This is a genomic window from Spirosoma sp. 209, from assembly GCF_002006735.1.
GTDB lineage: Bacteria > Bacteroidota > Bacteroidia > Cytophagales > Spirosomataceae > Spirosoma > Spirosoma sordidisoli.
Map to the genome: position 1 here is coordinate 1 of NZ_MVEC01000015.1, position 12,379 is coordinate 12,379.

Sequence of the window (12,379 nt, forward strand, 5' to 3'; positions counted from 1 at the left end):
TCCCGGAATTTTTAGGTTTCGGTTGTGTCAATTGACATGCCGCCCCTCTGGAGCTATTAACCACCTTGGTTGACTTACTTCTATTGACATGCCAGCCCTCTGGGGTGGGCGTCGGAACGGTCAACATAGACATTCCCCTTCACCCATCGTCCCATAGGAACATAACAGCATAGCGTCGGTAGCACGCGCGTCGGTCGGTCAACGCGGGTATATTACGCCCCGCCCCACCCATCGTCCCGTAGGGACGTAACAGCTAGCCCCGCTAGCGTCGGTAGCATGTCGGTAGCATGTCGGTAGCCAGCACGATTTGGGGGTAATACGCCTTATTTCAGGATGAATTCGACGCGCCGGTTTCGGGACCGGCCGTCTTCGGTGTCGTTGCCGGCAATGGGACGCGACCCACCGTATCCGTTCGCTTCGATACGATCATCGGCAATACCATGCCGGATCAGGTAATTCATAACCACCTTCGCCCGGTATTCCGACAGCACCTGGTTCAGGCGCGGATCGCCCACGTTGTCGGTATGACCCATCACCTCGATACGCCAGTGGGCCTGCTGCCGCAAGCGCTCAACCAGTTTGTCCAGCTCGGGAAACGACTCGGGCAGCAACACATAGCTGCTCTGCTCGAACTGGACATGCCGCAGGGTAACAGGCGTGGCAATCACCGATTCAGAAGCGGGCGGTTCATTCCTGGGCACCACCCTGGCAACGGCTGCTGATGACGACGCAGGGAGCGGCACCGGCCGTTGAACGGCAGTAACGGGCGGCACCGGACGAGCAGAAGCTGGTTTGACAGACTTTGGAGCCGGTTTGACAGACTTTACCGTATTTTGGGGTGGCTACCTGGCTACCGACGCTAGCGGGGCTAGCTGTTACGTCCCTACGGGACAAGGAGTTAGCGAACGCTCGTTGTCAGTGACGCTGCGCTGATATTTACTTACGGGACAAAGAGTTATCTACGATGTGATACTATTAACCTCTGTGGAATATCGCACCGCCCCCCACCCACCGTCCCATAGGGACGTAACAGCTAGCGTCGGTAGCATGTCGGTAGCATGTCGGTAGCCAGCACGATTTGGGGGTAATACGCCTTATTTCAGGATGAATTCGACGCGCCGGTTTCGGGACCGGCCGTCTTCGGTGTCGTTGCCGGCAATGGGACGCGACCCACCGTATCCGTTCGCTTCGATACGATCATCGGCAATACCATGCCGGATCAGGTAATTCATAACCACCTTCGCCCGGTATTCCGACAGCACCTGGTTCAGGCGCGGATCGCCCACGTTGTCGGTATGACCCATCACCTCGATACGCCAGTGGGCCTGCTGCCGCAAGCGCTCAACCAGTTTGTCCAGCTCGGGAAACGACTCGGGCAGCAACACATAGCTGCTCTGCTCGAACTGGACATGCCGCAGGGTAACAGGCGTGGCAATCACCGATTCAGAAGCGGGCGGTTCATTCCTGGGCACCACCCTGGCAACGGCTGCTGATGACGACGCAGGGAGCGGCACCGGCCGTTGAACGGCAGTAACGGGCGGCACCGGACGAGCAGAAGCTGGTTTGACAGACTTTGGAGCCGGTTTGACAGACTTTACCGTAGCCAGTACCGGCGGCCGGACAACCGGTTTGGGCGGGGTGGCCCGCACCAGCCCCGACACCGGTGGCAGCGCAGCTGGTTGGGGCGATGCCGCAACAGGTGGAGCCTGTTGCCGGAAATAACGGGCCGCGATGGGCTCCATTGGGCGGTTGATGTCCACCGACAGGGGCGCTTTCGGATCGGGCCGTTGCCAGAACAATTCCAGAACGCCCCCGAGCATGGCGTTGAAATACTCTACTTTCAGATCATAATAACGCCCGGCTTCCAGCACTACGGTTCCCGTAAAATGATTGGAGTCATTGAGTTGCCAGACGTCCATAACCTTCCGGTTACCGACCCATACCCGAATGCCATCATCCACTTTGGCGTAAAACGTATAACGACCCGAGGCCGGCGCCAGGATCTTTCCAGTCCAGCGTATGGAATAGTACGAATAGTCGAGGCCCGAGGCCGGACTGCTGGATTTCCAGGAGAACCGCAGTTCAGGGTCGATACGGGTGAGGATCTTCTTCTCGAAATTGCTGCCGTTGTAGTATTCTCCTTTCAGGCCCTGCTGCGCTATAGCCGGTTCTGACAACAACCAGAAGAAAACCCCCAGCCAACCAAATCCTGTCTTGATGCCAGCACACTTCATAGCCGCGAGACCTAGTGTTTAACCTGCCCTCAAGATAGTCAAACGCTACGTATGACAGAAGCTTCTGCCCACGTAAACCGCCATGCCGTTGCCGAATTTGGCAGAAGCATACAGCCACCTCGCTTCAGCCGTAGAAAACCATCCGAACAAGTGGCCCGACTGCCTCACCGGTGCGGACACGGACCACGGTGAGAAGGCACTCATTCATCGCTCATCACTCATCGCTCATCGCTCTATTCTGATCGCAGGCTTTTCACCGGGTTCATCAGCGCGGCTTTCAGGCTTTGGAAACTCACCGTCAGGAAGGCGATCGCCAGCGCCAGCAGCCCGGCTACTGCAAACACCCACCATTCAATGTCGATTTTGTACGCAAAGCCCTGCAACCACTGATGCATGGCATACCAGGCCACCGGCGAGGCAATCACGATAGCGACCAGCACCAGCCTCAGCAGGTCAACGGAAAGCAACGAAATGATACTCCCCACACTAGCGCCCAGCACTTTACGGACGCCAATCTCCTTCGTCCGCTGCTGAGCCGTGAAGGTAGCCAGGCCCAGCAAGCCCAGACAGGCCACCAGCAGGGCCATGAGGGTGAAAAAGCCAAACACCTGTCCGAACCGCTCGTCGGCCCGATATTGCTTGTCGTACCTTTCGTCGAGGAACGAATACTCGAACGGGTCGGTAGGAAAAAAACGGGACCACGCGTCCCGGGCCACCGCAATGGCCTGGGTGGGGTCCTTGTCAGCCAGTTTGATCGAGATCGATCCGTTGACCCCCGGATCCAGCCGTAAGATGAGCGGCTCGTAGGCTTCCCGAAGCGACTGCTGGTGAAAGTCGTCGACGACCCCTACGATGGTAAGAATATCGCCCCAGAAGTCGATTTTTTTGCCGAGGGCCTTTTCCGGATCGCTGAAACCCAGCTGCCGGATTCCCGTTTTGTTGAACACGACGGCTCCTTTCTCGCCCAGACCGGCATCGAAGTTGCGGCCGGCAATAAGCTTCATGCCGAAGGCGTCGACAAAGTCGTAGTCGACACCGATAACGCGGTACTGCTTGCCTTCATCCTGCGGGGCGCTCTCCAGCCGGATGCCGCCAGCGTTGAACTCGACCTTTTCGCCCGGAATGCTCCCCGATACGGCCACCTGCCTGATAGCCGACTGACGAAGCAGGTAATCTTTGAAAGCCCGGGTCTGGCTGATACGAGTCGAATCGTTCATCGGCCTGTTGAGCACCAGCGTTTGTCCAATGTCGATGCCCAGACTCTGCGCTCGCATGAACTGCAGCTGACGGAATACGGTGATCGTACCAACCAGCAGAAAAACAGAAGCCGAAAACTGAATAACGACGAGCGATTTTCGGAGGATAACCCCTTCCCGGAAAGCGGAAACGCCATTTTTCAGGACTGAAACCGGGTTGAAGCCCGAGAGCACAAAGGCAGGATACCCCCCCGACAGCAACGTGCCGGCGGTATACATCGCTCCCAGACCAAGCCAGAAGCGCCCCGACCGAACGAACGAGTACGTCAGCTCCTGATCGGTGAAGTGATTGAACAGCGGCAGGGCCAGCAGAATAAGACCAAACGCCACCACAACGGCGATGAAGTTGAGCAGAGCCGACTCCATCAGAAACTGGCTGATCAGCTGACGCCGGTACGAGCCTATGGCTTTCCGCACCCCTACTTCCCGGGCCCGGCCAACAGCCCGTGCCGTAGCCAGGTTGATGTAGTTGATCCAGGCAATGGCGATGATGAAAAAAGCAACGCAGAGCAGCACATACACCGAATTGCCGTCGCCGTTGGCACCGGCCTCGAACATCAGATGTGAGTACAGATGAATATCGGGCAGGGCTTGCAGGTGCAACATCAGCCCACTGTTGGTTTTGGGGTCGCGCTGATCCAGGGTCGCCAGCCAGGCGGGGAGTTTGGCCGCCAACCGGGCAGGATTAGCGCCTTCTTTCAAGACCACATACGTCAGGCAGCCGTCCCAGTCCCAGGCGTTGTCGAAGTTTTTGTCGGGCTCATTTTTGGGGTTGACTATGCGCTGAAACGTGCTGAACGACATCAGGTAGTCAGCGGCCAGGTGTGAGTTTTTGGGGAAGTCCTGATAAACGCCCGTTACCCGGATCGGGAATTCCCGCTCAATCGTGATCACCTGTCCCACGGGGTTGTTGGTTCCAAACAGGCGTTGCGCCAGAGAGGCCGAAATAACCCCCGTGTTGGGTTCGGCCAGGGCGGTTCGGGGATCGCCGGTGAGCAGCGAATACGAAAAAACGGAGAAGAACGAAGGCGTAGCAAACGCGCCCTTATCTACCCTGTATTTCCGGTTGTTGACCTCCAGCAGCAGCTTATCCCGCATGTACACCTTCGTGTACTCGTCTACTTCGTCGAAGGCGCTTTTCAGGTGATTGCCCACGGCAAAAGGACCGCCCGCCCATTCGGTCGAAAGAACTCCACGTTCATACCGCTCGGCCGTGACGCGGAAGATCCGGTCGGCTTTTTCGTGGAAGCGATCGTAGCTTCGCTCGAAGGCAACGTACTGTACGATGAGCAGCGTAGCCGCCATCCCCATGGCCAGCCCGGCAATGTTGATGAAGGAAAACCCTTTGTTCCGGCTGATGTTCCGCAGCGCGATCTTTAGATAATTCGTTAGCATAACAAAAAGAGAAAGGGATAGGACAACCGCACCAACCCAACCATGTATCATTCTTCACTGCGGTCTGTGTCCTCACGAACCCACGGTGAGGCACTCACTCATCGCTCATCGCTCATCATTCATCACTCACAATCCTATTCCGATCGCAGCGAATTTACCGGGTTGGTCAGGGCAGCTTTGATACTCTGGAAACTCACGGTCAGGAGAGCGATACCGGCCGTCAGCAAACCCGTCAGGGCCAGCACCCACCACTCGACCTCAATCCGGTAGGCGAAATCCTGGAGCCAGCGGTGGGTAGCATACCAGGCCAGCGGACTGGCAATCACGATCGCGATCAGAACCAGCTTCAGAAAATCCCGCGAGAGCAGGCCTACGATGCTGGCCACCGAAGCGCCCAGCACTTTCCGAACGCCAATCTCTTTCGTCCGCTGCTCGGCCGCAAACGCAGCCAGCCCGAACAAACCCAGACACGAAATCAGCACCGCCAGCACCGTAAACGACAGCAGCACCTGCGCCTGCTTCTGCTCGGCCTGATACTGCCGCGAGAAGTTCTCGTCCAGGAAATGAAACGTCAGGTCGGCCGACGGATCGAAGGTTTTATAGACAGCCCGGATGTACGCCAGGGCTTCGGTAGCCTGGTCGGGCCGGACCCGCACGTACAGGTTGTCTTTCTCGGTCGGCGCGGGCATCTGCAAGACCAGCGGCTGAATCTTATGCTGGAGCGAATACGTATGGAAATCGCTGACCACACCCACCACCTGCGCTTCGAACGACACATCCTTGTTGACGAAGTACTTAACCCGCTTACCCAGCGGCCGCTGCCACCCCATCTGCCGAACCAGCGCCTGGTTGACCAGAACCACTCCCGGGCCGTCGCTGGCCGACTCCCGGAAGTTGCGGCCTTCGAGCAGGTTGATTTCCAGCGTAGGCAGGTAATCCGCATCGACGGAGAACGTCTGTACCACCTGCGCGGTATTGCTGATGGCGCCGTTCTGCTCGAAGAACATCCCGTTGTCACCGATATTGTTATTGCCGATGGGGTTGCTGGCAGCCGCTACCTGCTCGATCAGCGGACTTTTCCGCAACTCATTTTTGAGGGCCTGAACCTGCTTCCGAACGTCGTCGCTGTCGAGGTGAAAGGTTAACACCTGGTCTTTGTTGAAACCCAGATCCTTGTGCAGCGCATAGCCGATCTGCCGGTAAATGACCCACGAACAGGCAATCAGCACCACAGCCGCTACGAACTGGAACACGACCAGCGACTGCCGGAACAGGCCCCCACCCAGCGGGCTGCTGATACGCCCTTTCAGCGCCACCACCGGCCGGAAACCCGACATCAGCAGCGCCGGGTACAGCCCGCTCACCAGCCCGAGCAGCACCGTGAAGGCCAGAACAACCAGTATCGTAGGCAGCCAGCCATACTGCGTCAGGGCCAGGTTCGTACCGGCCAGTTCGTTGAACAGCGCCAGGACCATATTGGCCAGGATCAGCCCCAGCCCACACGACAGCACCGCCATCAGCATCGACTCGGTCAGAAACTGGCCGATCAGCTGCCCCCGCCGGGAGCCAATCGCCTTCCGGACGCCCACTTCGCGCGTCCGGGCCACCGCCCGAACCGTATACAGATTTACGTAGTTGATGCCCGCAATCAGTAAGATCAGCGCGGCCACCACCGCAAAGGTGTAGATTGTCCGGAGGTTGCCGTTCGGGCTGATTTCATAGTCCAGATGCGACTCCAGGTGAATCGAGGTGATCGGCTGAAGCGCCATCCGGTAGTTCAGCTCGCCCATTTCCGACTTCAGGTAGTTGGGATAGAAACTGCCCAGCCGCGACTCGAGCGCCTTGTAGTCTGCGCCTTTGTTGAGCAGCAGATAGGTGTATAGTTCAAAATTTTGCCAGCCGCTGGTGTAGTTGGCCGGCAATGCCCGCAACGCGCTGAATTGCAGGTGCGAGTTGGCGGGCAGATCGTCGATGACGCCGGTAACCTGATTGGGAAAGTTGTTGGAGAAGGTAACGGTTTGTCCAACGGCGCGGGCGGCATCGCCGAACAGCTTCTCGGCCAGGGTTTTGGTCAGTACGATCGTCTGCGGTCGGGTCAGGGCCGTAGCGGGATTTCCGTACAGAAACGGAAACGAGAACACCTCAAACACCGATGGGTCGGCAAAGAGGATTGCGGGTTCGTCCAGCTTTTTATCCTTATAGGTAATCTGGCCACCGCCTTCGGGATGAAACCGCACCGTTTTTTCGATAGCGGGGTACTCGCTTTTGAGCGCATCGGCAAAGCGGGCCGAGGTAGGTGCCAGGTTCAGACTGCCGCCCGGCCAGCTGGCGTGGTGTACCACCCGAACGATCCGATCGGCGTTGGCATGAAACCGATCGTAACTCAGCTCGTGAATAACATACAGACTCATCAGCCCAACGGCCGCAATGCCGACGCCCATACCCCCCATGTTGAGCCCGCTGAACAGCCGGTTTTTCCACAAGTTGCGGAGCGCGATTTTCAGATAATTACGAACCATGAGTCTGCAATGTTTAGATACGAACCTGTGTCTCTGTACCACCAAAACCTGTACCATAAAGCCAACATACTGACAATCAGTCAATAACCAACACAACCAAACACGCATTCTGTCCGGAAATGGACAGCGCTTCGTACAGTTGCGGACAGCCATAGGCAGACAACATAGTAGCCCCGGCGCCCAATCCAGCCCACCATACGGAACAAAGCCCGTGCTTTACTTTCGGGTTTATTCCGGCTAACCCAGTGGTTACCGGATCAGCCGGAATAAACCCGTCCTCTACGCCAGTGCGGCCCGGATGGCTGCTTCTACGGGCGAGTAGGTCGCTTTTTCGACGGTTGGCTCCAGCTCACGACGCAGCAGCAGCGGAGGCTGGGCCAGAAATCGGGGAGCGGTGCCGTGGTGCGGCTGAGCCGCGTGGGCCAGAAACGGATGACACAGGTAAACCGTGCCGGCTTTTCCGGTGGCAACAACCTCGTCCCGCGCCGGCAGCCGGGGCAGCTGCTCAGCCAGCTCTATGAACGAGAGGCCCTGCTCACCGGCGGGTTCCAGCAGCTGCGCAACGTCCTGGTGAGACCCAACCCGAATGCGGGTAGGCGCGTCGTGTTCGCCCACGTCGGAGAACAGAAACAGCATCAGCAAACCACGCCCGGTCGATCGGACGTTGACCCGCCACTCAACATAATTGGCCGGATCGGCGCCCGGAAAGCTCGCATCGACGTGCCAGCCGGTATCGCCCGGATCGGTTGCCGACGGGAAACGAACGGGAAACGAACCCATGCTGCGGCACGGAATCCAGTAATCAGGCCCGACCAGCTGGTCGAAGGCGCGATGCAGCACCGCCGTGTTGGCGGCCTCCTGAAAAGGGGGCTGGCTGTACATCCCGAGCCGGACCACCGGCTCCAGCCAGGTTGCCGGGTCATCGGGCTCAGCCTGCATATCGGCCCAGAGAATCGTACGCGCTTGCTGCGCGGTTTCGGCCGTAAAGGCCTGATCTATACGAACAAATCCATCCCGGATAAACTGTTCGACCTGTTGGTTGGTGAGTTGATCGCCCATGAGGAATCAGTAGAATACTAGCGTTGACTGGCCGGTTATGCGCTGCCCCGACCCATACCGATGCCGTTGGCCACGAGCCAGCTTCAGTTAGGCAGATGAGACAGTCGGAACCCCGTTCAGCTGACGGGCCGAACCGGCGTATATACTGGAGAAAAGACAAAAGAAATAATGGGGCCCGGGATCAGGGCCGCCTGTCTGGAAAAGCAGGCAAGTGAAGTTTATAACATGGGTGCCATCCTCATGGGGCGAATATAGCAAAAACCCCGTTGCGGGTAAAAACATGGACGCTAATCGGACCCCAGTCCCTCGCGGCCCGCCAACGCCAAACAAACCGCGGCAGCCACCTGCGTACCGCCTGACACAGCGCCCGGAGGAAGTTGCCTGTGAGGCTAACCAACTCAATCAGACGACCGAATCGTTGTCAACTAATTCATAGTTGATCAATATAGACTGTATTTAAACTCAATTCAGTAGACGTATGTCAAATTAAGGTCAACATCTTCTCTTTATTTACATCGAACCTACAAATTGTGCTGTTTATTTGGCAAGGATTGACTAATGCTGACTGTATTTTGATTTTAATTTCCTTTTAATATATCAACACTATAGCTTTGATTTTTAGGATTATTCTACTTGTAAATTGAATGATAACAACCCAATATGAACCGCTCTTTTCTCCTCTACTTTTTACTCCATCCTAAACAGTCAGCATTATGAGACGATCAGTACAAAGGTATACTGCCCGTAAAATGACAGCGTACGCCCTCATTCCGCTGGCCTGCGCTATGCCGTGTAAAGACGCGCTGGCCAGACCGACGGCCCTGAAATTTCGGACGGAAGGTTGGCACGCCATACCCCGGCACGCCGATGTGGTTGTCTCAGGAAAAGTAACTGACGACAAGGGAGAGGCCCTGCCCGGCGTCAACGTGGTGATCAAAGGATCGACCCGCGGCAGCACTACCGACGCGCAGGGACTTTTCTCCATTACGGTGCCGGACCCGAACACGGTACTCGTTTTCTCCTTCGTGGGGTATCGCACCCAGGAGATCGTTGCCGGTAACGCCAGTCAGCTCGCCATCAAGCTGGTGGCCGATGATCAGTCGCTCGACGAAGTGGTGGTAGTGGGCTACGGCACCCAGTCGCGTGGCACCGTAACGGGTTCGGTAGCGTCGGTAAAAGCCGAAGAGATTATCCGGACGCCGGCCGTTGCGGCTACCAGTGCGCTGGTGGGTCGCGTTCCGGGTATTACGGCCCGACAAACCGACGCCCGGCCCGGTGGCGGTACGAATATCCAGATCCGGAATATGGGCGCTCCGCTCTACGTCATCGACGGCATTGTGGCCGATGTGGGTCAGTTCAACAACTTAGGCATCAACGACATTGAGAACATTTCCATTCTGAAAGACGGCTCAGCCGCTATTTATGGTCTGCGGGCCGCCAACGGGGTTGTGCTGGTTACCACCAAACGCGGCAAAGCCGGTCAGAAACCCGTCATCAGCCTGTCGGGCTACTACGGTCTGCAGAACTTCACCCGCTACCCGCGCCCGGCCAACGCCTACCAGCACGTTCGGGCCCTGGCCGAGTCGGACCAGAACCGGGGCATTCCGACGACCATTACCCCTACCGAGCTGGAAAAATGGCGGATCGGCACCGAGAAAGGGTTCCAGAGCTTCGATTACTACGACATGGTCATGCGCCCCAACGTGCCGCAGGCCTACCTGAACGGCAGCGTATCGGGCGGGTCGGAGAACGTCACCTACTACGTATCGGCCAGCCACCTGACCCAGGATGCCCTGATCCGGGACTATAACTTCAAGCGGAGCAACTTCCAGGCTAACGTCGAAGCCGGCCTCAGCAAAAAGCTCCGGATCGGTACGCAGATCAGCGGCCGGATCGAAGACCGTTTTCAGGTCGGGGTGCCGGGCCTGGACGATTATTTCAACCCGTTCCTGAGTATTTTCTCAATGTGGCCCACCGAGCGGCCCTACGCCAACGACAACCCGAAGTACATCAACCAGACGCACAACGTAAACGTAAACCCGGCTACCTATCGCAAAGAGGTGACGGGCTACATCAACGAAACCTGGCGGGCCGTTAAAGCCAACTTCACCGCGCAGTACGACTTCGATTTTGGCCTGAGCGTGAAAGGTACCTACTCCTACAACTTCACCAACTTCGACTTCGACGGCTTCGAGTACACCTACGATGCCTACACCTACGACGCAGCCACCGATACCTACAACGCGGTGCCGGGCGGGGGGAACCAGAACCCCTGGCGCGAACGGCGGAAGCGCAACGTGGCCGACCGATTCATGCAGATGCAGGCTACTTACAACAAGCAGCTGGGCGATCACAGCCTGGCCGCGGTGGCTGCCTACGAACGCTACGACACCGATAACAAATACATGGTCGTGCATACGGTTCCGCCCAATAACTACATCCCGCTGATGTCGTTTGCCAACCAGGACCTGCTCATCGACGAGTGGAACGTGACGGCGCGGGCGGGCTACATTGGCCGGTTCAACTACAACTACAAACAGCGGTACCTGGTCGAGCTGCTGGGTCGGTATGACGGGTCGTTCCTGTTTGCGCCCGGTCGCCGGTACGGGTTCTTCCCCGGCGCGTCGCTGGGCTGGCGGGTGAGCGAAGAGCCGTTCTTCAAGGAAAACCTGGGCAATACGCTCAGCGAGCTGAAACTGCGGGCCAGCTACGGCCGCACCGGTAGCGACCTGATCAACGACAATTTCATTGTGGCGCCGTTCAGCTACCTGCCCGGCTACAACTTCCTGGCGGGCAGTGCCATCTTCAATGGCAACTACGTAATCGGGGTTCAGCCGCGCGGCCTGCCCATCACCACCCTGTCGTGGGTCAACAACATCTCGACCAACGTAGGGATCGACTTCGGGCTGCTGGGCGGCAAGATTTCGGGTCAGTTCGACGTATTCGAGCGGAAGCGGTCGGGACTGCCTGCCGCGCAGTATGACGTACTGCTCCCCAGCGAAGTGGGCTACACCCTGCCAAACGCCAACCTCAACTCCGACGCCATTCGGGGCGTAGAAGGGGCGCTGTCCTACACAGGCAAAGCGGGTGAGCTGACCTATACCGTGGGGGGTAACGCTACTCTGGCGCGACAGCGGAGCCTGGACATCTACAAACCCCGCTTCGGCAACTCCTGGGATCAGTACCGCAACTCGGCCGTTGACCGCTGGTCGGCCATCAACTGGGGTTATCAGGTAGTAGGCCGTTTCCAGTCGCAGCAGGAGATCGACGATTACCGCGTCGATAACGACGGCCAGGGCAACCGCACCCAGCTACCCGGCGATTTCATCTACAAGGACGTCAACGGCGATGGGGTTATCAACGGCCTCGACGAGCGGCCCATCGGCTATGCCGAAGGCGCTACGCCCTACTTCAACTACGCCTTCAACGGTACGCTGGGCTACCGGGGCTTTACGCTCCAGGTCGATGTGGTGGGCGCGGGTCTGCAAACGTTCCGGCGCGAGGTGGAGCAGAAAATTCCGTTCCAGAACAACGGGACCTCGCCCAACTACCTCTTCGAAGACCGCTGGCACCGCGCCGACCCGTTCAATAACGACAGTCCGTGGGTGGCCGGTACCTATCCCGCCGTTCGGAAAGACAGCCCGAGCCACGTGAACTACAGCCGCCGGAGCGACTTCTGGGTCACCAACGTACGTTACCTGCGCCTGCGCAACCTCGAAATCGGCTACAACATTCCCAAGCCCTTCCTGAGCAAGATTGGCGTATCGGCCATGAAGGTCTACATCAACGGCACCAACCTGGTATCGTTCGACAACCTGAAAGCCATTCAGGTCGACCCCGAAATCTCGTCGAACGGCGCGCTGGTTTATCCGCCCCAGCGGTTGTATAACGCCGGTTTTGCGCTGAGTTTCTAACC

The 12,379-nt window shown here is 57.9% G+C and carries 6 protein-coding genes; 1 reads left to right on the forward strand and 5 read right to left on the reverse strand.

Features of this window, described 5'->3' with window-relative positions; translation table 11 throughout:
* Positions 1-323 precede the first annotated feature (323 nt).
* From B1C80_RS20935 to B1C80_RS20955, 5 genes are all read right to left on the reverse strand, one after another.
* Complete coding sequence (locus B1C80_RS20935) at positions 324-773, reverse strand: OmpA family protein (protein WP_077923173.1); 450 nt, start codon at positions 771-773, stop codon at positions 324-326.
* 321 nt (positions 774-1,094) lie between these two features.
* Positions 1,095-2,234, reverse strand: a complete 1,140-nt coding sequence (locus B1C80_RS20940; protein ID WP_077923174.1) for a PA14 domain-containing protein — start codon at positions 2,232-2,234, stop codon at positions 1,095-1,097.
* Positions 2,235-2,467: 233 nt separating this feature from the next.
* Entirely contained in the window at positions 2,468-4,885 is a 2,418-nt protein-coding gene (locus tag B1C80_RS20945; protein WP_077923175.1) for an ABC transporter permease, read from the reverse strand.
* A 134-nt stretch (positions 4,886-5,019) separates the two neighbouring features.
* Positions 5,020-7,404, reverse strand: a complete 2,385-nt coding sequence (locus tag B1C80_RS20950) for an ABC transporter permease (RefSeq protein WP_077923176.1) — start codon at positions 7,402-7,404, stop codon at positions 5,020-5,022.
* Between the two features lie 279 nt (positions 7,405-7,683).
* The gene (locus B1C80_RS20955; protein WP_077923177.1) at positions 7,684-8,463 is read right to left on the reverse strand and encodes a phytanoyl-CoA dioxygenase family protein; all 780 of its coding nucleotides are present in this window, start codon (positions 8,461-8,463) and stop codon (positions 7,684-7,686) included.
* A gap of 749 nt (positions 8,464-9,212) precedes the next feature.
* Between B1C80_RS20955 and B1C80_RS20960 the strand changes: the two genes are divergently transcribed.
* Positions 9,213-12,377 (forward strand): TonB-dependent receptor, encoded by a 3,165-nt coding sequence (locus tag B1C80_RS20960; RefSeq protein ID WP_236648871.1) that lies wholly within the window; start codon positions 9,213-9,215, stop codon positions 12,375-12,377.
* Positions 12,378-12,379 lie beyond the last annotated feature (2 nt).

What these genes read in the sequence shown, in the direction of transcription:
- B1C80_RS20940 (WP_077923174.1), bottom strand. Translation starts at nt 2,234, where the DNA reads ATGAAGTGTGCTGGCATCAAGACAGGATTTGGTTGGCTGGGGGTTTTC.
- B1C80_RS20955 (WP_077923177.1), bottom strand. Translation starts at nt 8,463, where the DNA reads ATGGGCGATCAACTCACCAACCAACAGGTCGAACAGTTTATCCGGGAT.
- B1C80_RS20950 (WP_077923176.1), bottom strand. Translation starts at nt 7,404, where the DNA reads ATGGTTCGTAATTATCTGAAAATCGCGCTCCGCAACTTGTGGAAAAAC.
- B1C80_RS20945 (WP_077923175.1), bottom strand. Translation starts at nt 4,885, where the DNA reads ATGCTAACGAATTATCTAAAGATCGCGCTGCGGAACATCAGCCGGAAC.
- B1C80_RS20960 (WP_236648871.1), top strand. Translation starts at nt 9,213, where the DNA reads ATGACAGCGTACGCCCTCATTCCGCTGGCCTGCGCTATGCCGTGTAAA.